Annotated in this window: 24 protein-coding genes; 13 read left to right on the forward strand and 11 right to left on the reverse strand. The window is 61.2% G+C overall.

Annotated elements, in window-relative coordinates; translation table 11 throughout:
• Nucleotides 1-136: 136 nt before the first annotated feature.
• Nucleotides 137-1,015 carry a tRNA glutamyl-Q(34) synthetase GluQRS gene (gene gluQRS, locus F1529_RS06790; protein ID WP_155133175.1) on the reverse strand — a complete coding sequence of 293 codons (879 nt, stop codon included), beginning with the start codon at nucleotides 1,013-1,015 and terminating at the stop codon, nucleotides 137-139.
• A 170-nt stretch (nucleotides 1,016-1,185) separates the two neighbouring features.
• Nucleotides 1,186-1,548 carry an RNA polymerase-binding protein DksA gene (gene dksA / locus F1529_RS17590; protein ID WP_230457880.1) on the reverse strand — a complete coding sequence of 121 codons (363 nt, stop codon included), beginning with the start codon at nucleotides 1,546-1,548 and terminating at the stop codon, nucleotides 1,186-1,188.
• 136 nt (nucleotides 1,549-1,684) lie between these two features.
• Here dksA and F1529_RS17595 point away from each other — a divergent pair, with 136 nt between their 5' ends.
• The 3 genes from F1529_RS17595 to sfsA all read left to right on the forward strand — a co-directional run bounded on the left by F1529_RS17595 (nucleotide 1,685) and on the right by sfsA (nucleotide 4,570).
• On the forward strand, nucleotides 1,685-2,389 hold the full coding sequence (locus F1529_RS17595; RefSeq protein WP_230457733.1) for a hypothetical protein: 705 nt from the start codon (nucleotides 1,685-1,687) through the stop codon (nucleotides 2,387-2,389).
• A gap of 295 nt (nucleotides 2,390-2,684) precedes the next feature.
• Complete coding sequence (locus tag F1529_RS06800) at nucleotides 2,685-3,854, forward strand: aminotransferase class I/II-fold pyridoxal phosphate-dependent enzyme (RefSeq protein WP_230457734.1); 1,170 nt, start codon at nucleotides 2,685-2,687, stop codon at nucleotides 3,852-3,854.
• On the forward strand, nucleotides 3,851-4,570 hold the full coding sequence (sfsA, locus tag F1529_RS06805) for a DNA/RNA nuclease SfsA (protein ID WP_370456969.1): 720 nt from the start codon (nucleotides 3,851-3,853) through the stop codon (nucleotides 4,568-4,570). Before F1529_RS06800 ends, sfsA begins: the two co-directional genes overlap by 4 nt.
• Nucleotides 4,571-4,809: 239 nt before the next feature.
• On the opposite strand, the gene F1529_RS06810 is transcribed toward sfsA, so the two are convergent.
• From F1529_RS06810 to F1529_RS06820, 3 genes are read right to left on the reverse strand one after another with little or no spacing between them, the layout of a single operon-like run.
• Nucleotides 4,810-5,781, reverse strand: a complete 972-nt coding sequence (locus F1529_RS06810) for a serine/threonine protein kinase (protein WP_155133181.1) — start codon at nucleotides 5,779-5,781, stop codon at nucleotides 4,810-4,812.
• Complete coding sequence (locus tag F1529_RS06815; RefSeq protein ID WP_155133184.1) at nucleotides 5,778-6,110, reverse strand: Rieske (2Fe-2S) protein; 333 nt, start codon at nucleotides 6,108-6,110, stop codon at nucleotides 5,778-5,780. The genes F1529_RS06810 and F1529_RS06815 overlap by 4 nt, the downstream gene beginning before the upstream one ends.
• Before the next feature lie 54 nt (nucleotides 6,111-6,164).
• Nucleotides 6,165-7,169 (reverse strand): adenosine kinase, encoded by a 1,005-nt coding sequence (locus F1529_RS06820; protein ID WP_155133187.1) that lies wholly within the window; start codon nucleotides 7,167-7,169, stop codon nucleotides 6,165-6,167.
• Nucleotides 7,170-7,351: 182 nt separating this feature from the next.
• Here F1529_RS06820 and mrcB point away from each other — a divergent pair, with 182 nt between their 5' ends.
• The 3 genes from mrcB (at nucleotide 7,352) to ybaK (ending at nucleotide 10,694) form a co-directional block, all read left to right on the forward strand.
• Nucleotides 7,352-9,691: a penicillin-binding protein 1B gene (mrcB, locus tag F1529_RS06825; RefSeq protein WP_155133190.1), complete on the forward strand. Its 2,340-nt coding sequence runs from the start codon at nucleotides 7,352-7,354 to the stop codon at nucleotides 9,689-9,691.
• A 71-nt stretch (nucleotides 9,692-9,762) separates the two neighbouring features.
• Nucleotides 9,763-10,215 carry a tetratricopeptide repeat protein gene (locus F1529_RS06830; protein ID WP_230457735.1) on the forward strand — a complete coding sequence of 151 codons (453 nt, stop codon included), beginning with the start codon at nucleotides 9,763-9,765 and terminating at the stop codon, nucleotides 10,213-10,215.
• Nucleotides 10,212-10,694, forward strand: coding sequence for a Cys-tRNA(Pro) deacylase (ybaK, locus tag F1529_RS06835; protein WP_155133193.1), 483 nt, complete (start codon nucleotides 10,212-10,214; stop codon nucleotides 10,692-10,694). Before F1529_RS06830 ends, ybaK begins: the two co-directional genes overlap by 4 nt.
• A gap of 95 nt (nucleotides 10,695-10,789) precedes the next feature.
• On the opposite strand, the gene hemL is transcribed toward ybaK, so the two are convergent.
• From hemL to hemJ, 4 genes are all read right to left on the reverse strand, one after another.
• A complete protein-coding gene (gene hemL, locus F1529_RS06840) occupies nucleotides 10,790-12,070 on the reverse strand; it encodes a glutamate-1-semialdehyde 2,1-aminomutase (RefSeq protein ID WP_007150376.1) in 1,281 nt (426 codons plus the stop codon).
• 19 nt (nucleotides 12,071-12,089) lie between these two features.
• Nucleotides 12,090-12,755, reverse strand: coding sequence for a thiamine phosphate synthase (gene thiE / locus F1529_RS06845; protein ID WP_155133196.1), 666 nt, complete (start codon nucleotides 12,753-12,755; stop codon nucleotides 12,090-12,092).
• An 8-nt stretch (nucleotides 12,756-12,763) separates the two neighbouring features.
• On the reverse strand, nucleotides 12,764-13,525 hold the full coding sequence (locus F1529_RS06850) for a hydroxymethylpyrimidine/phosphomethylpyrimidine kinase (protein ID WP_155133199.1): 762 nt from the start codon (nucleotides 13,523-13,525) through the stop codon (nucleotides 12,764-12,766).
• Nucleotides 13,526-13,595: 70 nt separating this feature from the next.
• On the reverse strand, nucleotides 13,596-14,039 hold the full coding sequence (hemJ, locus tag F1529_RS06855) for a protoporphyrinogen oxidase HemJ (RefSeq protein WP_155133202.1): 444 nt from the start codon (nucleotides 14,037-14,039) through the stop codon (nucleotides 13,596-13,598).
• Nucleotides 14,040-14,158: 119 nt separating this feature from the next.
• On the opposite strand from hemJ, the gene F1529_RS06860 reads away from it, so the two are divergent.
• The 6 genes from F1529_RS06860 to F1529_RS06885 all read left to right on the forward strand — a co-directional run bounded on the left by F1529_RS06860 (nucleotide 14,159) and on the right by F1529_RS06885 (nucleotide 19,171).
• On the forward strand, nucleotides 14,159-15,589 hold the full coding sequence (locus F1529_RS06860; RefSeq protein ID WP_050760167.1) for a chloride channel protein: 1,431 nt from the start codon (nucleotides 14,159-14,161) through the stop codon (nucleotides 15,587-15,589).
• Between the two features lie 120 nt (nucleotides 15,590-15,709).
• The gene (gene argC, locus F1529_RS06865) at nucleotides 15,710-16,780 is read left to right on the forward strand and encodes an N-acetyl-gamma-glutamyl-phosphate reductase (RefSeq protein ID WP_155133204.1); all 1,071 of its coding nucleotides are present in this window, start codon (nucleotides 15,710-15,712) and stop codon (nucleotides 16,778-16,780) included.
• Between the two features lie 2 nt (nucleotides 16,781-16,782).
• A complete protein-coding gene (locus tag F1529_RS06870) occupies nucleotides 16,783-17,511 on the forward strand; it encodes a DUF6776 family protein (RefSeq protein WP_155133207.1) in 729 nt (242 codons plus the stop codon).
• 9 nt (nucleotides 17,512-17,520) lie between these two features.
• Nucleotides 17,521-18,015, forward strand: a complete 495-nt coding sequence (locus F1529_RS06875) for a polymer-forming cytoskeletal protein (RefSeq protein ID WP_039926794.1) — start codon at nucleotides 17,521-17,523, stop codon at nucleotides 18,013-18,015.
• An 82-nt stretch (nucleotides 18,016-18,097) separates the two neighbouring features.
• Nucleotides 18,098-18,457, forward strand: a complete 360-nt coding sequence (erpA, locus tag F1529_RS06880) for an iron-sulfur cluster insertion protein ErpA (protein WP_039926795.1) — start codon at nucleotides 18,098-18,100, stop codon at nucleotides 18,455-18,457.
• Between the two features lie 180 nt (nucleotides 18,458-18,637).
• Entirely contained in the window at nucleotides 18,638-19,171 is a 534-nt protein-coding gene (locus F1529_RS06885; protein ID WP_155133210.1) for a phosphatase PAP2 family protein, read from the forward strand.
• Nucleotides 19,172-19,334: 163 nt separating this feature from the next.
• Here F1529_RS06885 and F1529_RS06890 read toward each other — a convergent pair whose 3' ends face one another.
• Together F1529_RS06890 and F1529_RS06895 are read right to left on the reverse strand one after the other, a co-directional pair.
• Nucleotides 19,335-20,438: an anhydro-N-acetylmuramic acid kinase gene (locus F1529_RS06890; protein ID WP_155133213.1), complete on the reverse strand. Its 1,104-nt coding sequence runs from the start codon at nucleotides 20,436-20,438 to the stop codon at nucleotides 19,335-19,337.
• Complete coding sequence (locus tag F1529_RS06895) at nucleotides 20,428-21,753, reverse strand: peptidoglycan DD-metalloendopeptidase family protein (protein WP_155133216.1); 1,326 nt, start codon at nucleotides 21,751-21,753, stop codon at nucleotides 20,428-20,430. The genes F1529_RS06890 and F1529_RS06895 overlap by 11 nt, the downstream gene beginning before the upstream one ends.
• 154 nt (nucleotides 21,754-21,907) lie before the next feature.
• Between F1529_RS06895 and tyrS the strand changes: the two genes are divergently transcribed.
• Entirely contained in the window at nucleotides 21,908-23,107 is a 1,200-nt protein-coding gene (tyrS, locus tag F1529_RS06900; protein WP_155137124.1) for a tyrosine--tRNA ligase, read from the forward strand.
• Nucleotides 23,108-23,277: the final 170 nt, after the last annotated feature.

Raw genomic sequence — 23,277 nt, forward strand, 5'->3', positions numbered from 1 at the left:
TCACTGTAAAAGCGCGGCCGGACGCAGGGGCTGTCATTGCGGTCATAAACGTGGCGGCCGGGGGGAATCCCCATGCTGCTCTACGCCTCTACGCCTCTACGCCTCTACGCCTCTACGCCTCTACGCCTCTACGCCTCTACGCGAGGATTGCCGGTAACGGTTGTGTCTGCCCGGGTGGCCAGTGGTGTTCGCTGTAATGGCTCATGCCCCAGTTCAGCAGCTCAGTGACCGGCGCGCCTGACAGTGCTTCGGGAACGGTTAAGCCCATGCCGAGGAAGGCAGCCCCCAGCAGGTGGCTGGCCTGGTCCGGGGCGAGCGCATCGCTGCCGGCGGATTTTGATAGCTTGGTGGCTCGGCCATCCAGGATGACCGGCAGGTGAGCGTAGCGGGGTACAGGGCGGCCCAGGCATTCCAGCAGCCAGCACTGGCGCAGGGTGGAATCAAGCAGGTCAGCACCGCGTAGCACATGGGTAATGTTGTCGTCGGCATCGTCCAGGGCGCAGGCCAGCTGGTAGCCGAACAGGCCGTCGCGGCGGCGAATCACGAAGGCGCCGCCATCGCGGTGCAGGTTATTACAGACCTGCCCTTGAATGCCGTCCGGGTAACAGAGCTGACGGTCTGGTACATGCAGGCGAATGGCGGTGTCAGAGGCGGCGGGAACGGCCACGTCGATGCCCGGGTGACAGTGGTCCAGGGTGGCCAGTTGTTTGCGGGTCATGCGGCAATGAAAGGCGTGGCCAGTATCGAGCAATTGAGTCACTGCTGCCTGGTAGGCTTCTCCGCGCTGGCTCTGGTAGCGCACGGTTTCGTCCCAGTGCAGCCCGAAGGCTTCCAGTTGCGTCAGGATATGATCAGCGGCACCGGGGGCTTCCCGGGGCGGATCCAGATCATCAATACGAACCAGCCACTGCCCTCCGTGATGACGGGCCTCCAGCCAGCTGGCCAGGGCCGCCACCAGTGAGCCGAAGTGCAACGGGCCAGAGGGGGTGGGGGCGAAACGTCCGCGATAGGTCATAAGGCAATTAATAGTGAATAGTTAATAATGAATAGCTGCGCGAGAGGTTGTGCTGGGTGCTGAAACGCAGGAAGCCGCGCAATAAGCATTGGCGCGGCCCCCTTGGTTGGCAGAATCAACAGCCCGCGACCGCGAGCCGTTAACGCTTCATTATTAATTATTAACTGCCTTTACCCTGCCAGCTGCTTTTCCTTGATTTCAGCGAGTTCTTTGCAGTCGATGCACATTTCCGCGGTAGGGCGGGCTTCCAGGCGGCGGATGCCGATTTCTACGCCACAGGCTTCGCAGAAGCCGTAATCGTCCTTACCCACCAGGTCGAGGGTCTTCTCGATTTTCTTGAGCAGTTTGCGTTCACGATCGCGGGTGCGCAGCTCCAGAGCGAACTCTTCTTCCTGGGTGGCGCGGTCTGCCGGGTCGGGCAGGTTGGCCTGCTCGTCCTGCAGGTGGTGCATGGTGCGGTCCGCTTCTTCCATCAGTTCCTGGCGCCAGGCCAGCAGGATATTGCGGAAGTGTTCGCGTTGCTTTTCGTTCATGTATTCCTCGTCAGGACCGGGCTGGTAAGGCGTGAAGCCATGAACCTGGGCCTGTGATGCGGAGGAACTGGTGCTTTTCTTTTTCACTTTCGGATTTACCTGAGCAGAAGAGGGGGAACGGCTCGGCGAAGTCCTTTTGCCGGCAGTTGCAGTCCGTGCAGAACCTGCGGTTGCTTTCGCTGCGGCCGCACGGGCCGCTGCGGTGGCCTTGCCTGAGGCCGGTAATTTGGTTCTTGGGGCTGCTGCGGCCTTTTTGGCGGCGGTTTTTTTCGCAGCAGCCTTGGGCGTTGGCTTGGACTGCGGCTTGCTGGCCGCAGTTTTAGCGGGCGCCTTTGGTGCAGCGGCTTTCTTGGCGGCCACTTTCTTGGGGGGTGTTGCCTTGGGCGTAGCGGTTGTCTTGCTGGCCGTTTTGCTGGCTGCAGGTTTCTTCGCTACCGCCTTTTTGGGCGCTGCTTTTTTAGGTGCAACTTTCGTTGCAGGTTTGGCAGCGGCCTTTTTAACCGGGGCTTTTTTCGCGGTGGCCTTGGCGGCAGTGGCCTTCTTTGCCGGGGCTTTCTTGATTGCCGCCTTCTTGGCAGGTGTCTTTTTGGTGGCGGCTTTTGCGGCCAGCTTGGCCGGGGTCTTTTTGGCGGCGGGCTTCTTCGCTACGGCCTTCTTGGCAGCAGGAGCGGCCTTTTTAGCCACGGCTTTTTTGGGCGCAGCCTTTGCTGATGCCGACGCTTTCTTGCTGCTGGAAGCAGAACCGGAGGTTTGTTTTTTAGCCGCCTTCTTGGGGGCTTTTTTCTTGCCGGTGGCCATGTTGATTAACTCCCTTAGCATCTTCGCGACTCTCTATCGGTAACCCGCAATCCTTGGGTGCCGGGCTGATATCGTCAGGCCCGGGCATAATGTAATCTTCGACCTTACCCCGTCTGGGCAAGGGTTGTCACCAATCAGCGGGGCGCTGGACATTTTCTGGCCTCTGCTGGTGAAAATCTGGCCGATTATAGCCATGCAGGCGCAACAGAAAAGGGGAATCTTGTGACAGACCGCCTTTTCCTGTGTTTTTGCCCTGTTGTGTGGGCCCGGTACGGGGTAGCAGATGAAGTGGCGCGGTTGTTATACCGTAAATCACGCATTTTCGAGGGAGCATGATCATGACACCCAGTCTGTCCGATTTCGCCCGACGCATTCCGCCGTTTCATGTGATGGCGTTACTGGAGCGTGCCCAGGCCTTGTCTGCTCAAGGCCATGATGTGATTCACCTGGAGGTGGGCGAGCCGGATTTTGATACTCCCGAGCCAGTGCTTGCGGCCATTCAGGATGCGGTAACGCACGGCCATACCGGCTATACGCCGGCGGCGGGCTTGCCCGCCCTGCGCGAAGCTATCGCCGAGGATTACCAAAATCGTTTCGGCGCCCGGGTCAGCCCTGGCCAGGTGGTGGTGACGCCCGGAGCCTCCGGGGCCTTGCAGCTGGCGCTGGCGGCGCTGCTCAATCCCGGCGACGGCGTGTTGCTCACTGACCCCGGCTACCCCTGTAATCGCCAGTTCGTGCGTTTGGTCGGCGGCGAGCCGCAACCGGTAGCGCTGCAGGCGGATGACCATTTCAATGTGGACCCGGTGGCGTTTCTGGATGCCTGGCAAAGCAATACCCGGGTGGCCATGGTCGCGAGCCCGGACAACCCCACTGGCAATATGCTGCCGGTAGAGGCCTTGCAGCAGCTGGCCCGCGGCGCTGTAGACAAGGGCGGCATCCTGCTGGTGGACGAGATCTATCAGGGGCTGTGTTACACCCAGCCCGCCACATCGGTGCTGGCGGGGCCGGCCCCGGTGCTGGTGATCAACAGTTTCAGCAAGTATTTCTGCATGACCGGTTGGCGATTGGGCTGGCTGGTGGCGCCGGAACCGCTGGTGCCGGCCATCGAGCGGCTGGCCCAGAACCTGTTTCTGGCGCCATCCACCCCGGCGCAGCATGGGGCGCTGGCAGCGCTGCAGGAGCCGACACTGACGATTCTGGAGCAGCGCCATCAGCTACTGGCACGGCGCCGCCAGTGTTTGCTCAACGGCCTGGCGCACCTGAAGCTGCCGGTGGTCTCCCGGGCGGACGGCGCCTTTTATGTCTACGCGGATGTGAGTGATTACACCGACGACAGTTTTGCCTTTTGTGCCGACTTGCTGGAAAAGGCCAAGGTTGCCATGACGCCGGGACTGGACTTCGGTGAAGGCCACGATCACCGGCGCTTTGTACGCATGGCCTATACCTGCAGTGAGGCGCGGCTAACGGATGCGCTGCATCGTCTGGAACACTATCTGGAGTCCCTGTGACCTTTGATCCCCCACTGGAAGCGGTGACGCTATTGCGTCGCTATAAACGGTTCATGGCGGATGTGGTTCGCGCCGATGGAAGCGAGATTACCGTGCATTGCCCGAATACCGGGTCCATGAAAAATTGCGTGCTGGGTGAACCGCAGCAGGCGCTGATTTCCGACAGCGGCAACCCCAAACGCAAATATCGCCACACCCTGGAAGCCTTGCAGGTGGCTCACGGCCACTGGGCCGGGGTCAATACCGCCCGCCCCAATGCGTTGCTGGAAGAAGCGGTGCGGGCCGGACAGATCCCCGTGCTGGATCCAACCAGTGGCGTGGAGCGGGAGGTGAAATACGGGGACAGTCGCTTTGACCTGGCGCTGGGCGAGCGGGCCGACCCACATACCTTTATTGAAGTGAAAAACGTCACCCTGGGTCCGGGGCCAGATGACAAGGATGACGGCGTCATCGCCTTTCCGGATTCGGTCACCGAGCGGGGCCAGAAGCACTTGCAGACGCTGATGGATGTGGTCGCGTCGGGAAAGCGCGCGGTGCTGTTCTTTTGCGTTCAACACAGCGGCGCCACCGCCGCGCGCCCGGCGGACGAAATTGATGTGCGCTATGGGCAGTTGTTGCGCGAAGCGATAGAGAAAGGCGTGGAGGTGCTGGCCTGGAAGGTGACGTTATCCGCTGAGGGTTTCGAACTGGAAAAACCCTTGCCGATTGCGTTGTAGGAGTTCCTCTCGAGGGACGAACCACGCGTTAGCGTGGAAAACGCCTGTAGGGGCAGCAGCGTCGTTGCTGTGAACCGGGGCGCCTCCAGAGTGATCGGGGGGGCTCCCCTGCCTCGCCTTTTCCCTCGCTTGGGCTCGGGTTCGTCCCTCGAGAGGAACTCCTACAGCAGCGGCTTTAGAAAACACGGAACCAGCCCTGTCGCGCCGCGAGCGACGCTCCTGCAGAAAAGCGTTTTCCTCTACAGAGGGGTCTGCAAACTGCGCAGCTGCTGTTGCAATAAGGTCACCTGATTGCCCCAGTAATTCATGGATTCGAACCACGGGAAGGCGGGGGGGAAGGCCGGGTCGTCCCAGCGTTTCGCCAGCCAGGCGTCGTAGTTGATGATGCGGCGCAGGCGCAGCGGATCGATCAGGACGGTCTGGCTCCAGGGGAACGGCAGGAAGGTGTCATAGCCACGGGCGAGTACCCGTAGTTGGTGTTGCTGTTCGTCATGTTCACCGGATAGCAGCATCCAGATGTCCTGCATGGCGGGCGCGCGCAGGCTGTCGTCCAGGTCCACGAAGTGGGGGCGTTCGTCGCGCCACAGGATATTGCCGGTATGGCAGTCGCCATGCACGTTCAGTAAGGGAAAGCTGTGCTCGCCCAGTTGTTGCTCCACCTTTTCCAGGATCTGGCCGGTCACATCCCGATATTGTCCCCGGTAGTTCAGGTCCACAACATCGTTGGTGAGAAAGGTGCTGGCGGTGCGGATATCGTCGATGATCTGCAGGGTCGGGCGTGTCTGGTAGGGGCGATCACTGCCGCAGGTATGCCAGCGGGCCAGGGTCCGCCCCAGCTGTTCCAGGTGATCATCGTTGGCCAGTTCGGGCGCGTGGCCACCGGCACGCCGAAAGACGGCGAAGGAAAAATCGTCGCAATGGAACAGGCTGGTGCCGTGGTTCTCGATGGGAGCGACCACCGGCAGGTCCCGGTCCGCCAGAAACAGGCTGAAGGCATGCTCTTCGAGGATTTGTTCATCGCTCCAGCGGTGCGGGCGGTAGAATTTTACGATCACCGGCGGGCCATCTTCCTGCCCCACCTGATACACCCGGTTCTCAAAACTGTTCAGCTGCAGCAGCCGGCCATCGCTGAGAAAGCCGGCGGCATCGACGGCATCCAGCATGTAGTCCGGGGTCAGTAAATCGAAGGGGTGGCTGCTTTCTGTTTTCATGCGGGTTGGGGAACCTCGCCGAGCCAGACTTCTTCGCCACGCACTTCCAGCGGCACGGGAATCAGCTTATCGCCGCTGCAAGGGCCGGACAGGCAATTGCCTGTCTCCACTTCGAACAGGGCGCCGTGGTTGGCGCACATGATGAACTGGCTGTCGCTGTCCATGAATTCATCGGGCATGAAGTTCAGTTCGATGCCCAGGTGCGGGCACCAGTTGATGTAGGCGTGAATCTGCCCATCGAACCTGGCGACGACAATCGGCTGGCCGTCTTTCTGAAATTCCCGAGCACTCTCGTGCTCGATGTCGTTCACGTTGCAGATGTGTTCCATGGTCTTGGTGTTTCCGTGATGCTGTGTCGTCGGGAAGAAAGGTCCGCCCTGCGGTTATTCGCCCAGAATGGCGTTGCGAAGTTCCTGGTGGACCTCTGCCGGGAGGCGCGGGCCAAATTCGCTGACCAGCCTTGCGGCGGCGGCGGAGGCGAGTTTACCGGCAGCGGCAAAATCGTGGCCGTGGGTAATGGCATACAGGAAGGCGCCGGCAAACATGTCGCCGGCACCGTTACTGTCGATGGCCTTCACCGGCACCGGGTCGATGCGGTGCGTCTGTTCGCCGTCCCAGACCAGGGCGCCGTCCGCGCCGAGAGTAATGACGGCGGAACCGCAGCGCGGCTTGAGCGCTTCCAGGGCGGCGTCCACGTTATCGGTATCAGTGAAGCTGGTCGCTTCTGCTTCGTTGCAGAACAGCAGGTCCACACGCTCGCCGAGCATTTCATTCAGGCCATCTTTGAAAAACTGCACCATGGCCGGGTCGGAGAATGTCAGCGAGGTTTTCACGCCGTTCTTTTCGGCCAGCTGGCGAAGTCTGACGGCGGCGGCGCGGGAGCTGTCGCCACTGACCAGGTAGCCCTCCAGGTACACGTACTGGCTGGCGGCGATGGCAGCTTCGTCCAGTTCGGTATCGGACACCTGGCTGGAGATGCCCAGGTAGGTGTTCATGGTGCGCTCGGCATCCGGTGTCAGCATGACCAGGCATTTGCCGGAAACACCGGAGTCCCGCGGGCCGTTCATGTTGGTGTCCACGCCGGCGGCGGTCAGGTCATCGACGAAGATGGTACCGGTGGCGTCGTCGGCCACTTTGCAGGCGTAGTAACTGTTGCCGCCGAAGTAGCGGGTGGCGACTACTGTGTTGCAGGCGGAGCCACCGCTGGTCTGTTTGCGGGGCTCGGCTTCGTTGGCCAGCGCTTCGATCAATTCTGCCTGGCGGGCTTCATCCACCAGTGTCATCAGGCCCTTGCCCACGTTCATGCGCTCCAGGAAGGCGTCGCTGACCTCGATTTCCGTGTCTACCAGGGCGTTACCGAGGGCGTAAACGTCATATTTCTTTGTCATGGAAGCTCCGAACCGGATTGCAGGGGCGGCTATTATGGGCTGCCAGGCGCTGCATGCAAAATTTGTCCGCCAGCGGGCCGGGGGTTATCCGTTATCCCCCTGGTTCGGGTATTTCGCCCCCGGGAACATATTTCTCCCCCTACACTCATAAAGTACCCACACTTTTCTCTATACTCCGGCCCATGGCGAAAAAAGCGAAAAAGTCCCCCGCAAAGTCGCGGCGGCAACCCAGTAGAAAAAAGAAGCCCTCCGCCCAGCGCCGGCGCTGGTTCAGTTGGTCATTTATTGCCAAGGTTGGGCTGGTGTGCCTGGTGCTTGGGGCCGCCGGCATGGCGTACCTGGATGCGCTGGTGCGCGAGCGGTTTGATTCCCATGCCTGGCAGCTGCCGGCACGGGTCTATGCCCGGCCGGTGGAATTGTATGAAGGCCGGGTGTTGTCCCGCGATGACATGCTCAAGCTGCTGGACCTGATGCGTTACCGGCGTGATGCGCGGGCCAGTACGCCGGGCAGTTTTGCGGTGCAGGGCAATTCCCTGCTGATTCACACTCGGGGTTTCAACGATAGCGACGGCGGCGAGCAGTCCGAACGTATTCGGCTGTCCCTGTCCGGTGGTCAGATTCGCAGCCTGGAAGCCGGCGGCGATCGCCTGGCGCGCCTGGAGCCATTGCAGATCGGCAGCATCCACCCCCAGCACGCCGAGGACCGGGTGCTGGTGCCGCTGGATAAAGTGCCGCCGTTGCTGGTGGACATGCTGATCGCCACCGAAGACCGCAGTTTCTACGACCACCATGGCATTTCCCTGCGCGGCCTGAGCCGCGCCATGCTGGCCAATATCAAGGCCGGCGGCCTGGTGCAGGGCGGCAGTACCCTGACCCAGCAGCTGGTGAAAAATTTCTGGCTCAGCTCCGACCGGACCCTGTCGCGCAAGCTCATGGAAATGCCCATGGCCTTGCTGCTGGAGCTGCATTACAGCAAGGAGCAGATTCTCGAGGCCTACCTGAATGAGGTCTATCTCGGCCAGGACGGCGCCCGCGCCATTCATGGCATGGGCCTGGGGGCGCAGTTCCTGTTCGGCCGACCGCTGGAAGAGCTGGAGCCCCATCAGCTGGCGACGCTGGTGGCCTTGCTGAAAGGCCCCAGCTGGTACGACCCGCGCCGTCGCCCGGAGCGGGCCATGGAGCGTCGCAATACCGTATTGAAAGTGGCCCGTGACGAAGGCGCCTTGTCCAGCGCGGACTACGACAAGTTCAGTGCCCGGCCACTGGAAGTGGTGCCGCGGGGGGCGTCGGCGCTGTATGCGTTCCCGGCGTTTATTGACCTGGTACGCCGTCAGCTGGCGCGGGATTACCCGCCGGAAGTGCTCAGCGATGAAGGGCTGCATATTCACTCCACCCTGGATGTGCTGGCCCAGCTGGCCTCGGAAGGGGCGCTGAAAGAGCATCTGGATCATCGCGACCCGAAACAGGTGAAAAAACTCAATGGTGCCGTGGTTGTCGTGGCGCCGGCCCAGGGCGATGTATTGGCGCTGGTGAGTAACCGGGACTCGCGCCAAGCGGGTTTCAATCGGGCACTGGATGCTCAGCGACCCATGGGCTCCCTGGCCAAACCGGCGGTGATCTTGTCGGCGGTTGAGCAACCGAAAACCTACTCGTTGGCCTCTTTGGTGGAAGACGGCCCGATTCAGGTGAAGCTGCCAAATGGCAGCGTGTGGGCGCCACAGAATTTCGACAAGAAGGCCAAGGGTGCCATGCCCATGGTGGATGTGCTGGCCCTGTCCCGTAACCAGGCCACCGCGCGGCTGGGGCTGGATGTGGGGCTGGACAAGGTGGCCGACACCATGAAGACCCTGGGCGTTACCCGCAATATCCCGCTGTACCCGAGTATTCTGTTGGGGAGCCTGGAATTGACCCCGTTTGAAGTGGCGATGATGTATCAGCCGCTGGCCACCGGTGGCTTCAGTACCCGGCTGCGCTCCATTACCGATGTGCTGGACAAGGATGGCAAGCCGCTGGCCCGTTACCCGGTGAGCACCGACGAAGTGGTGGAGGCCGGGCCGGCTTTCTTGACCCAGTGGGCCATGCAGCAGGTCGTGGAAGAAGGCACCGCCCGTGCCGCCCGCGCTGCATTACCGTCGGACCTGAAAGTGGCCGGCAAGACGGGTACCAGTGATGATTTCCGCGATGCCTGGTTTGCCGGCTTCTCGGCCAATCATTTGGCGGTGGTCTGGGTGGGCCGTGACGACAACAAAAACGCGGGGATTACCGGCTCCAGCGGTGCCCTGCCGGTGTGGGCGAACTTGATGGGCAAGCTGCCGCAGCGCAGCTTGTCACAAAACCCGCCGCCCAGCGTGGAATGGGTATGGATGAATGAAGACGGCCGTCGTGTGAGTGCAGAAGGTTGTGGCAATGCCCGCCGCTACCCCATGCTGGCCGCGTCGATTCCCGAAGACAGCGATGGTTGTGGCACAGTGAAACAAACCGGCAAGGGCATCAAAGGGTGGTTCAAGGGCCTGTTTGATTAAGCGCCATGCGGTTTGCGGTGGCTCGCTCAATTCAACCTGCGATCAAGAAAATAGGGGACAGGATGTTGTTTATGCAAAGGTTGGTTCGATTGGTGCTCATCAGTGCCGTGATGGTGGGGTGTGCGGTGAAACCCGTGGTCGACGAGCCGCAGGAACCGATGACGGCCAGACAGGAATTGGAAGGGTCTCCGGCGCTGAGTCTGTTGACCAGTGCCGAGCAGGCGCGCCAGCAAGGGGATAATTCCCGGGCGGAACGGTATCTGGAGCGGGCGCTGAATATTGCCCCGGATTCCTCCTGGCTGTACAAGCAGCTGGCGGACCTGCGCCTGACCGAAGGTGACGCCCGTGGTGCGGAAGGCTTTGCCCTGAAAGCGCTGCGTCTGGCGCCGGACCACCCGGAGTATCAGGCCGGTTTGTGGGAATTGGTGGCCACCGCGCGGGACCGGCAAGGCGATGCCGCCGGAGCGAAGGCGGCTCGCGAACGGGCGGCGACGCTGCGTGACCCGGAGTCGCGCAAGGCATGACACCGGCGGTGCAGGCCGCCAAGCGCGGCAAGGTCGCGTTTACGCTGCATAGCTACGAACACGATCCGAAAGCGCAAAGCTACGGGTTGGAAGCGGCGGAGGCCTTGGATCTGCCAGTGGAGCAGGTGTTCAAGACGCTGATGGCGCTGGTGGATGACGTGCCGGTGGTGGCCATGGTGCCGGTGGCCCATCAGCTGGACCTGAAGTGCTTGGCCCGTGCCCACGGTGGCAAGAAGGCGCAGATGTGCCCGGCGGACAAGGCGCAACGATTAACGGGTTATGTGCTGGGCGGCATTAGCCCGCTGGGGCAGAAGAAACGGTTGCCGTTATATCTGGATGGCAGCGCGGAATCCCACGAGATTATCTACATGAGTGCCGGCCGGCGCGGGCTGGAAATCGCCATGGCGCCACAGGATTTGCTGAAGCTCACCGGGGGAAAACCGGCCGAGATAGTCCGCGATAAAAGCAGTAAGGAGTAACGAGAAGCGAGTTACGAGTTGCGAAAACCTTTAAACAATGTGGTTTTCCGCTTTTGATTTTCGAAACTCGCTGCTCGCAACTCGAACCTGTTTTTTCAGATCTTCGCAAATGCCTTGCGTGCGGCGGCGATGGTTGCTTCGATATCGTCGTCGCTGTGCGCCGCAGACACGAAGCCCGCTTCGAATGCGCTGGGCGCCAGGTAGATACCCTGGTCCAGCATGGCGTGGAAGAAGCGATTGAAGCGTTCGCTGTCGCAGGCCATCACTTCCGCAAAGCTGCTGATACGGTTCTGGTCGGTGAAGAACAGCCCGAACATGGCGCCGGCCTGTGCGGTGGTGAATGACACCCCTTGCGCATGGGCGGCGGCTGTCAGGCCTTCCAGCAGGCGGGTGGTTTTTTCCGTCAGCGCGTCGTGGAAACCGGGCTCGCTGATCAGGTTCAGCGTCGCCAGGCCTGCAGCCATGGCCACCGGGTTACCGGACAGGGTGCCCGCCTGGTAGACCGGCCCCAGCGGTGCCAGATGCTCCATGATGGCCTGCTTGCCGCCAAAAGCCCCCACCGGCATGCCGCCCCCGACAATCTTGCCCAGGGTGGTCATGTCCGGGGTGATGCCGTAATGGCCCTGGGCGCCGCCCAGCGCTACCCGGAAACCGCTCATGACTTCATCGAAAATCAGCACCGCGCCGTTGTTGTCACACTGCTGGCGCAGGGTCTGCAGGAAATTCTCGGTGGCGGGGACACAGTTCATGTTGCCGGCCACCGGCTCCACGATGATGGCGGCGATATCGTCGCCGTGTTCTTCGAAAGCTTGGGTGACGCTGGCGGCATCGTTGTAGTTCAGCACCAGGGTGTCCGCGGTGACGGCTTCCGGTACGCCGGGGGAGCCGGGAATGGCGATGGCGCCGGAGCCGGCTTTCACCAGCAGGCTGTCCACGTGCCCGTGATAGCACCCTTCAAACTTGATGATCTTGTTGCGGCCGGTGTAGCCGCGGGCCAGGCGGATGGCGCTCATGGTGGCTTCGGTGCCGGAGTTGACCATGCGCACCATGTCCATGGAGGGCACCAGTTCGCAGACCTTGTCGGCCATGGCCACTTCCGTGGCGGTGGGGGCGCCGAAACTCAGGCCTTCCTGTACGGCCGCCTGCACGGCGGCAACCACGTGGGGGTGGTTATGGCCCAAGATCATGGGGCCCCAGGAGCCCACGTAATCGATGTATTGATTGTCGTCTTCGTCGAACAGGTACGCGCCACGGGCGGAATGGAAGAACACCGGTGTGCCGCCGACGCTTTTGAACGCCCGCACCGGGGAATTCACGCCGCCGGGAATGTGTTTCTGGGCCTGACGGAAAAGCTGTTCAGAGTGCTTGCGGCTCATGGTGTGTCCTCTGTTGAATCTATTCTGGGATGGCCTGTCCGGCGGTGGCCGGGAAACAGGCGCTGAAGCGGCGTGCTGTGGCTTCGATGGAGGCCGTGTCGGTGTGCCCGAACAGGGCATGAATGACCGCCACAGACACGGCGCCAGCGTCGATCAGTTGCGGCGCATTATCCGGATTCACTCCGCCGATGGCTACCACGGGTTGATGAAACTGCTGGCAGGCCTGGCGCAGCACCGCCAGTGAGGCCGGCGGCGCCTGGGGTTTGGTCTGCGAGGTGAAGAAGCGGCCCATGGCCAGGTAATCGGCGCCGGCTTCGGCAGCTTGGCCGGCCAATGCCAGATCGCCGTGGCAGGTGACGCCGATTATCCGTGAGTCGCCCAGCTGATCGCGGGCCGCCTTGATGCCGCCGTCGCTCTGGCCGATGTGTACGCCATCGGCATCCACGCGGGCGGCCAGGGCCGGGTCATCATTGACGATAAACAGGGCGTCGTACTGGTGGCACAGGGCGCGTAGTTGGGCGGCCCGGTATTCGCGTTGAGCCGGGCTGGCGGTCTTGTCCCGGTATTGCAGCAGCCGGGCGCCGCCGCGTAGGGCGGCTTCGGCGGCGGGCAACAGGCGCTCGTCCGGGGTCAGTGCCGGGTCGGTGATCGCGTAGAGGCCGTGGAGGCGGAGATAGCGAGACATGGGGCGTTTCAGGCCTGGCGGTTGGGCACGTATTGGCCTTGCCCGGGCTGGAAGGCGCCGCGCAGAAAGCGGTCCACGTGGGCCTGGCCATTGGCGACAGCGCTGTCCAGTGACTGGCCGCGACCGCGCAGGCAGGCGATGGACGAGGCCAGGGTGCAGCCGGAGCCGTGATAGCTGTGTGGCAACCGGTCCCAGCGCCATTGTTCTTCGCCGACGGCGGTGAACAGGTGGTTGATGACCTGATCAGTGTCGTCGTGGGTGCCGGTGACCAGGGTGGCGCAGCCGCTGCGCTGGACCAGGGTTCGGCCGCAGTCGCTGACGGTTGTTTGCCCGCTCAGGGCCTGGGCTTCTGGCAGGTTGGGGGTCATCACGTCGCACAGTGGCGCCAGTTTTTCGAGCATGGCTTCGGCGAGAGATTCCTGCGCCAGGCTGCCACCGGCTTCGGCGGCCAGTACCGGATCGAGAATGACGGGAACGCCGGGCAGCCGTTTGAGCAGCCGGGTAATGAACTCGAGGATGGCAACCGAACCGGTCATGCCGATCTTGATGGCCTGATAATCCATGTCGTCCAGCAGGGCGTCGGCCTGCTGTTGCAGCAAATCGATGTCAGTGAGCCGGAAGCCGCGCACGTTCTGGCTGTTCTGTACGGTGAGGCCGGTGATCAGGGTGGAGGCGAAGCCGCCCAGAGCCTGAATGGCTTCAATGTCGGCATGGATGCCGGCGCCCCCGGAGGGGTCGTGGCCGGCAATCACAAGAATATTGGGTTTCATTGGAGGGCCTGATGCTAAATGCCTGGTGCCGGACGCCGCTTGCTGTGTGACGCCCAGCTTATGGCGTGTCTCAGAAAGGTTTCACCACAACCAATATCACAATGGCGATCAGTAGAAAAACCGGAATCTCGTTAAAGATGCGGTAGAACTTGTCGCTTTTGGTGTTGGCGTCGGCGGCGAACTTCTTCATGTAGGACAGGCAGACGTGGTGGTAGCCAATCAGCAGGAACACCAGCGTCAGTTTGGCGTGCATCCAGCCGTTGCCTTTGTAGGCTTCCATGTTTGCCATGAACATCCACATGCCAAGGACTACGGTGACAATCATGCTGGGGTTCATGATGCCCCGGTAGAGTTTGCGTTCCATGATCTTGAAGCGTTCGCGGCTGGGTTGATCCTCTGCCATGGCGTGATACACGAACAGGCGTGGCAGGTAGAAAATGCCGGCAAACCAGCAAATCACGGCGATCAAGTGGAAGGCCTTGATCCAGAGAAAGTAATCGAGCGCAAACTGCATGGGGGCTGTCCCTTGTTATGGGTGGCGACATTGGAGAGATGTTTCCAGTGGGCGTACACTATACAGACTTACCTGTATTCTTTCCGGTCCACTTGCTGCTGTCTAAGTAAAGGAGCGCTGTGAATAAGCGGCCACGCCATAGTCGTCTGATGCGTTACTACCTGTTTCGCACCCGGCGGCTGAGCCGTCGGCAGCTGGGTTCCTGGCAGGACTGGAAATTGCGCGCGGTGTTCTGGTCTGGCGCCATCATGGTGGGGCTGCTGGTGGTGGCGTTTGCCTGGGTGGCAGAGTTGGCGTCCCACACTTTCACGCAAATCCATGCCCAGTCTCCATACTTGCCGGTACTAATAACCCCGGTGGGTATGGTGGTGATTGTCTGGTTGATGCGCCAGCTGGGTACCGAGTCCCAGGGCAGTGGTATTCCTCAGGTGTTGGTGGTGCTGAAGCAGCGCTACCACTGGTTGCGCCCTGCTTTCCTGTCCTTGCGCGTTATTCTCAGCAAGTTTGTACTCACCTGCCTGGGGTTGCTGTGCGGGGCCAGTATTGGCCGCGAGGGCCCCAGTGTGCACATGGGCGCGGCGATGATGTATTCGGTGGGCCGGGTGGGGCGGCTTAACCAGAAATACGTGGACAACTCCCTGATTGTGGCGGGCGGCGCGGCAGGGGTTTCGGCGGCGTTCAATGCGCCCCTGGCAGGGATTGTGTTTGCCATCGAGGAGCTGTCCGGATCATTTGAGCAGCGCACCAGCGGTACCCTGATCATGGCCATCATTCTTTCCGGTGTGGTGGTGCTAATGATAATGGGGCACTACAGTTTTTTTGGGCACCCGGACGGGGCGCTGGACATCACCCGGGACTGGGCAGCGATTGGTGTGACGGCGCTGGTGTGTGGTCTGCTGGGCGGCTTTTTTAGCCGGTTGCTGATCAAGGGCAGCCAATTTCTTTCGCCCTACGCCAAGGAGCACCCATACCGTGTGGTGGTGCTGTGCGCGCTGGTGTTGGTGTTTCTGGGGCTGATTACGGGCGGGGCCACCTACGGCAGTGGTTATGAGCAGGCATCTACCCTGCTGAGTGGTGAGCAGCCGGGTAACTGGACCTTCGCGCTGGCCAAGATGTCAGCCACCCTGGTGTCTTATTTTACCGGCATTCCCGGTGGTCTGTTCTCCCCCAGCCTGGCGGCAGGGGCGGGTATTGGTAACGTGGTTGGTGGTTTCTTTCCTGGCTCGTCGCTGGTGGGCCTGACTCTGGTGGCCATGGCGGCGTTTCTGGCCGGGGTGATACAGCGGCCGATCACGTCCTTCGTGATCGTGATGGAGTTGACCGGCAACCGCCACGATATCCTGCTGCCGCTGATGGCGGGTGCGCTACTGTCCGCAGCGGTGGCCAAAGTCGTCTGGGCTCGCCCCTTGTATGACTCCCTGGCTGACCGCCTTTCTGATGGTCAGGGCATGGCGCTGGAAAAGCCCCAGGACAAGCCGGCGGAACGAGGCAATGAAAAAACCGAGTCGGCGGATGGAGAGAAAGAGTCGGAGCGGCAACTGCCGGGTTGACCGTCATCCGGGTGGGCAAGGCGGTTTTCAGGCCGTTATGGGCGGCACTTTCTTGCCGCTGATCGATGGCGACCCTATCATGCAGGGCTTCCTTTTATTAATGCAGTTCAGGAGTGGGGTATGTCTTCTCAGCCAGCACCAGCCAGTGCACCGCTGAAAGTAGGTGTGGTCGGCGGTACCGGGTATACCGGGGTCGAATTATTGCGCCTGTTGGTTAACCACCCCCATGCTGAACTGGATGTGATTACCTCTCGTGGCGAAGCGGGTGTGGCGGTGGCTGACCTGTTTCCGTCCCTGCGTGGCCGTACGGATCTGGTTTTCAGTGAGCCGGATGTGAAGCGGCTGGCGGCCTGTGACGTGGTGTTCTTTGCGACGCCCCATAACGTGGCCATGCGGATGATGCCTGAGCTGATGGACGCCGGCGTGCGGGTGGTGGACTTGTCAGCGGATTTCCGGCTGCGCGATCATGAACTCTGGAGCGAATGGTATGGCGAGCCCCATGCCTGCCCGGAGTTGCTGGCGGATGCGGTATATGGCCTGCCGGAAGTGAATCGGGCGGCGATTCGTGACGCTCGGCTGGTGGCCTGCGCCGGTTGTTATCCCACCTCGATCCAGCTGGGCTATTTGCCGTTGCTGGAAAAGGGCTGGATCAAGCCCGATCAGCTGATCGCCAACGCGGCCAGTGGCGCCAGCGGTGGCGGCAAAGGCGCCAAGGTGCCCATGTTGCTGGCGGAGGCGGGTGAGAGCTACAAGGCCTATGGCGCCAGCGGTCACCGGCATTTGCCGGAGATCGAGCAGGGGCTGGGCGATATCGCTGGTGGCCCGGTAAGCGCTACATTTGTTCCACATCTTATCCCCATGATCCGTGGTATTCATGCCACTCTCTACGGTCAGCTCACCGAATCGGCGCCGCCACTGGAAGATATTCAGGCGGCGTTCGAGGCCCGTTATGCCGATGAGCCCTTTGTGGATGTGATGCCGCTGGGCAGCCACCCGGAAACCCGTTTCGTGAAGGGAGCCAATATCTGTCGGCTGGCTCTGCATCAACCGCGGGGAGAGAACGTGATTGTGGTGCTGTCGGTGATTGATAACTTGGTAAAAGGGGCTTCCGGTCAGGCTGTGCAGGCCATGAATATCATGTTTGGTCTGGATGAGGGGGCGGGGCTGGCAGTGGTTCCGTTGGCGCCGTAACTATGGCGAAGAAACCGAAAAGCCGGGCGGGCATCGATGATGTGATGCTGATGCCGATCAGCCCGTCTCAGCAGAAGAAGCAGCGGCGGCTGTGGGTGTCGGTTGCGCTTGTCGTCGCGGTGTTGCTGTTTTTGCTGGGCGGCTGGCTGGGTGCTGGCGGTGCTCTGGATGCCTCGGAATCCAATCGCCGACTGCGTGGTGAGGTCAAGACCCTGGATGCAGAGCTGGAGACTGCGCGTAATGAACTGGCGGTGTTCAGAGCGGATTCCGAACTGACCCTGGAGGCACGTGAAGAGGTGCGCCAGGAGATCAAGGCGTTGCAGGACCAGGTGGCCGAGCTGGAAGAAGCGGTACTGTTCTACAAGAATGTGATGGCACCGGCTGGCACCGAGGGTGGCCTGCAGATCGAAAAAATGACGGTGCAGCAGGACAACGAGACTGACGAATACCGTTACCGGGTGGTGCTGGTACAGTCCGGTGACAACCGCGGTTACCTGTCCGGGGATATCAGCTTGCACCTGCATGGCGAGAAAGACGGGGAAGCGTTTGAGCTCAATGGCAGTAGCTGGCTTGAAGACGGGAGTGAGACACGCTTCCGGTTTCGTTACTTTCAGGAGCTGAATGGCCGCTTTAAGGTGCCCGAAGGGGTGGTGGTACAAGCGGTAGATGTGGATGCTGAGAGCGGCGGCAGAAACCGTTACCAGACACAGAAAACCATAAAATGGCAGTAGGAGAGACGTGTGCTAGGCCGAGACAAGAAAACCGCAGTGACTACAGGGGCATCGTCCCAGGATTACCGTAACCATACCCTGATCGCGCCCAGCGCAACCGTTCGTGGTGATATCGAATTTTCCGGAGGCCTGCATATTCAGGGCACCGTGGAAGGCAATGTCAGCGTGGGCAAGGATGGCGGTCGCCTGGTGATTGGCGAAAGCGGTGTGGTGAAAGGCGAAATCCAGGTCGCCCAGGTGGTGATTAATGGTCGCGTGGAAGGGGATGTGCACGCCACCGAGAACCTGGAGCTGGCGGAGAAGGCGTCCGTGGAAGGCAACGTGTACTACCGGATGATCGAAATGGTCATGGGCGCGCGGGTGAATGGCAAACTGGTCCGCCTGGATGACGAGCGCCGTAATCTGCCCGCGCCGGATGCTGGCAAAACGGCCAAGCCGGAGTCCGCCGGCAAGGACGCAGCAAGCAACGATGCGCCCGGGAAGGCGGAAGGTGCCCGCGGATAATTCTTGACTGTTTTAGTCGGGTACTGGAACATGATCAACCCGCTCGGGCGTTTAGTGCCGGGGCGGGTTTTCTACTGCCCAGATGTCAGCCAATAGCGAGAGTATGAGCGAGTCAGCGCCAATTTCATTCACCGATGCCGCCGCCACCAAAGTCAAAGAGCTGCGTGACGACGAAGGAAACCCGAACCTCAAGCTGCGTGTGTATATCACCGGCGGCGGGTGTGCGGGGTTCTCCTATGGCTTCACGTTCGATGAAGCGGTGAATGAAGACGATACCTCGGTGGAGAAAGAGGGTGTCACCTTGCTGGTGGACGCCATGAGCATTCAGTACCTGGATGGCTCCCAGGTGGATTACGAAAAGGGCCTGATGGGCTCGCGTTTCGTGGTCAGCAACCCCAATGCGGCCACTACCTGCGGCTGCGGCTCGTCCTTCTCGGTCTGAGAACGCAGCACGCACCACGCAAACACGCACCACGCATGAGCAGTACGAAGGCGCCTATGGCGCCTTCTTGGTTTTAGCGTGCGCCCGAAGGGCGGCGTGAAGCGTGGTGCGTCTCTTGTTGTCACAAAACCTTCACCGTTTGATCAACATTTCGTCGCTTTTCGGGTAGACACTGAACCCATGATGACGACAAAACCGACATTTCAGCGAATGACCGCCGCGGACACCCGGGCCATGTGCTGGTTGCTACAGCAGCCGCAAGCAGCCCGCCGCGCTCGTATGGCGCGGATGATCTCCCGCCTTGGCGATGGCCCCTTTTATGTGGCGCTGACGCTGTTCATCTGGTGGATGGATCGACAAGGGGGTAGCGAGTTTGCCCTGACTGCCATGGCGGCCTATGCCTTGGAGGTGCCCTTGTTTGTGCTGCTCAAGCACCTGATCAAGCGCCCCCGGCCGGCGGATGCCCTGGAAAGTTTGTCAGCGTTTATTCAACCGGCGGACCGCTTCAGCTTTCCGTCCGGGCACACCGCAGCCGCCTTTGTGATGGCCACCTTGTTGTGCGTGTTCTACCCGCCGGTAATGGCGTTGGCACTGGGGTTGGCGGTGATGGTGGGTTTGTCCCGGGTGCTGCTGGGGGTTCACTACCCGTCGGATATTCTCGCCGGTGCCACCCTGGGTTTCAGCTGCGCCATGATTGGGCTGTGGCTGGTTTGACTGCCCTTGCGGTAGGGGCGTCGCTTGCGGCGCGATAACTCGGGACACAGCGAACACTTTCATTTCACCGCAGGGAGAGACAGGATTGTCTCAGTGAGTTCCGTGCCCTCTGTGGTGAAAATGCCTTGAGCCAAAAGTTGGAATCGCGCCGCCAGCGACGCTCCTACGGCAGGGTGATCTGCCCCAATACCGCCTCCCTTGATGCCCCGGTGACCACCGGCGCATTGCCCGTCCTCTCTTCCATGCGCGCCCAGGCTAGCCAGGCAAATGCGGCGGCTTCCACCCAGTCCGGGTCCAGCCCGTGCTCAGCGGTGCTGGAGGCCGGGGCGCCGAGTAGTGCCTGAAGGCGTTCCAGCAGGTGTTGGTTGTGGGCGCCTCCGCCGCAGATCAGCACATGATCGGGCTGGAAGTTGTTAAGTGCATCGCTGATTGAATGGGCGGTGAGCTCTGCCAGCGTTGCCTGGACGACGTCCTCAGGGAGTGAGTGGTTCGCCAGTTGTGTGTTGAGCCAGTCACGGCTGAAACGCTCCCGCCCGGTACTCTTCGGGGGCGGCTGATGGAAATACGGGTCATCCAGCAGGGAGGCAAGCAGAGCGGCATCGGGGTGGGCGCTGGCGGCCCAGTCACCATTGCGGTCATAGGCTTGCTGGCGGTGCTGTTGGATCCAGCTGTCCATCAACACGTTGCCGGGGCCGGTATCAAAACCGCCGGTGAGCTGGCCGTTATCCAGCAAGGTCACATTGGCCATGCCGCCGATGTTGACCACGGCAATGCGCTGGTCTGCCTGGGCGAAAAGCTGCCGGTGAAAGGGGGGTACCAGCGGGGCGCCTTGCCCGCCCAGTGCCATGTCCTTGTTGCGGAAATTGCTGACCACGGGAATCCTGCTCTGCACCGCCAGGGTGTCCGGGCAGCCCAGTTGAACGCTAAAGCCGGGTGCTTGAGGGCGGTGGCGAACGGTCTGGCCGTGGCAGCCAATGGCGAGAACCTGGGCCGGTGTCAGGCTGGCCTGTGCGAGCAGGGCCTCACAGGTAGTGGCGTATTCAGCGGCCAGTTGTTGGCTGACGCGTCCGGCCCGGTCGATCTCGTTACTGCCGGGCTGGCACAGGGCCAGAATATCATCGCGAAGCGGGGCCGGGATCGGCTGGCTCAAGGTGCTGAGCAGGGTGAAATGGTCGTCGCCAATGCGGGCGAGGGCGGCATCAATGCCGTCCACGCTGGTGCCGGTCATCAGGCCGATAAACAGGGATGGCTCGGTCTTAGAAGACATCGCTGCTGGCCAGTGTTGAGGCTTCGGAGAACAGGGTCATTTGTGCTTTCAGCCGGTTGGCAGCAATCAGGAACTCCGCTCTCTCGTTGTCGTTGATGCCGCGTGCCTTGGGTAATGGCACCGTCTGTGGATTGCGGTGTACGCCGTTAATGCGGAATTCGTAATGCAGGTGTGGGCCGGTGGCCAGACCGGACGAACCCACATAGCCAATGGTCTGGCTTTGTTTGACCCGTTTGCCGACCCGAATGCCCTTGGCAAAGCTGCGCATATGGGCATACAGGGTGGTGTAGATCTGGCCATGCTTAAGGATGATGACGTTGCCGTAGCCACCTTTCACTCCGGCGAAAATGACCTTGCCATCGCCCGCAGCCTTGATGGGGGTGCCGGATGGAGCTGCGTAGTCTGTGCCCTTGTGCGCGCGGATCCGGTTGAGCACGGGGTGTTTGCGGCTCAGGTTGAAGCGCGAGCTGATGCGGGCAAAGGCCACCGGGGTACGGATGAATTCCTTGCGCATGGAGTCGCCCTTGATGTTCAGGTACTCCACGTCGCCAGACAGGGTTTCGTAGCGGAAGGCGGTGAGATGACGGCCCTGGTTCCAGAATTCGGCCATCAGGATGTCGCCTTCGCCGACTTTCTCCCCATCCAGATAAAGTTCTTCATAGAGAATGCGGAAGCGGTCACCTTTGCGAATGTCGAGGGCAAAATCCACATCCCAGGCAAACAGGTTGGCCAGCTGCATGGTGAGCCGGTCGGTGATGCCAGCTGCGGCCCCGGCCAGGAACAGGGAGCCGGTAATGTCGGCTTGGGCGAAGCGGGTCTGCTTCTGGTATTCCCGTTGGCTCAGGCGCACATTCCAGCCGCCGCCCGTCAGCCGTGCGGTGAGGGTTTCAACTTTCGAGGGGTGGTAGCGCACGTTGGTGAGGGAGCCGCTGTCGCTAACAATGACTTCCAGCGCTTCCCCGGGGCGCAAGCGGGTGAGCCGCTTCAGCTTGTCGTCACCTTTGAGCAGGGCATCGATTTGCCCGGCGCCAATGCCCAGGGGGTGCAGTAATGAGGACAGGCTGTCCCCGGATTCCACGGTCAGCGTTTGCCATTGCGGTGTGGCCGGTGCGGGTTTGCTGGTGGTTTGCGGTTTTGGTGCGGGTGCTGTGCGTTCCGGCAGACTGATGGCCTGAACGCGTTCCGGGGCGGTTTCGGTGCTGTCCGGGCGAAAGGCGATCAGGATGACGCCGCCCAGCAATACCATGCTCAGCAGTAAATGGGTGCGTGGGAACTGGCGCACCAGCCTGCCGGCAGCAGAGATAAGTTGTTTCATGAAGAGTCTGTGAGGGCCTGGTTGGGTAAATAGAGACTGGCGCGCCCGCAGGGCACAGCGAAAAACTGACCTGCAAAGATACCCGCCTTCTCTGGCCGCGTTCAAGTGCTACAATGGCGCGCTTTCATTAATGGGTCTGGAAATAGAGGTAGGCATGGCCACGGTGGATCAGCAACTGGCACTTATTACCCGCGGGGCGGATGAGATCATCCAGGAAGAGGAGCTGCGGGAAAAACTGGCATCGGGCCGGCCGTTACGGGTGAAGGCGGGCTTTGACCCCACTGCCCCGGATCTGCACCTGGGGCATACGGTATTGATCAACAAGCTGCGCCAGTTTCAGGAGCTGGGGCATGAGGTGATCTTCCTGATTGGCGATTTCACCGGGATGATCGGCGATCCCACGGGCAAGAGTACGACTCGCCCGCCGTTGAGTCGCGAGGATGTGTTGCGCAACGCGGAGACCTACAAAGAGCAGGTCTTCAAGATTCTCGATGAGAGCAAGACCCGGGTCGCCTTCAACTCCAGCTGGATGAACGAGGTTGGCGCGGCCGGCATGATCAAGCTGGCAGGCCAGTACACGGTGGCGCGGATGCTGGAGCGTGATGATTTCGACAAGCGCTACAAGGGTAATCAGCCCATCGCCATCCACGAATTCCTTTACCCGCTGGTGCAGGGCTACGACTCCGTGGCGCTGGAGGCGGATGTGGAGCTGGGCGGGACCGATCAGAAGTTCAACCTGCTGATGGGGCGTACGCTGCAGAAGTCCTATGGTCAGGCGCCGCAGATCTGTCTGACCATGCCTATCCTGGAAGGGTTGGACGGCGTGCAGAAGATGTCCAAGTCGTTGGGCAACTATGTGGGGGTCAATGATGCGCCGGGGGAAATGTACCGCAAGCTGCTCTCGCTTCCCGACAGCCTCACCTGGCGCTATTATGAACTGCTCAGTGCCTGCTCCAATGAGCGCATTGCGGAGCTGAAGGCGCAGGCCGATACACTGGGCTCGCCCCAGGAGGCCAAAAAAGCCTTTGCGCTGGAGATGGTCGAGCGGTTCCATGGGGCTCAGGCGGCCCAGGCGGCGCCCAAATCGGCAGGCAACCAGATTGCGCTGGGCGATATCCCGGATAATGTGCCGGAAGTCGAGGTGGAGCTGGGTGATCAGGACAGCATCCATATCCTGCCGTTGCTGCGGGAAGCAGGCCTTGTGCAGAACGGCAAGGCGGCCAAGGACGTATTCGGGCGCGGCGCGGTGTACCTGGATGGGGCTCAGCTCAGTGAGGAGCGCACCTTCTCCCGTGGCGATAGCCACGTGATTCAGGCCGGAAAGAAGAAGATTGCCCGGGTAACGGTCAAATAACAGGCGCTGGCGCCTGTTTTCTCGGCGATTTGAGCGGAATTTGAACGGTCAGCAGGTTTTTTAAAAAAAGTGCGAAAAAGGGTTTGACTCCCAGAGCGAACTCTCTAGAATGCGCACTCCTCGACGGGGCAACAACGCAACGCACCACAGCGAAGCGCCACGGACGAGAC

The sequence above is a fragment of the Alcanivorax sp. VBW004 genome (assembly GCF_009718865.1).
Classification (GTDB): domain Bacteria; phylum Pseudomonadota; class Gammaproteobacteria; order Pseudomonadales; family Alcanivoracaceae; genus Alcanivorax.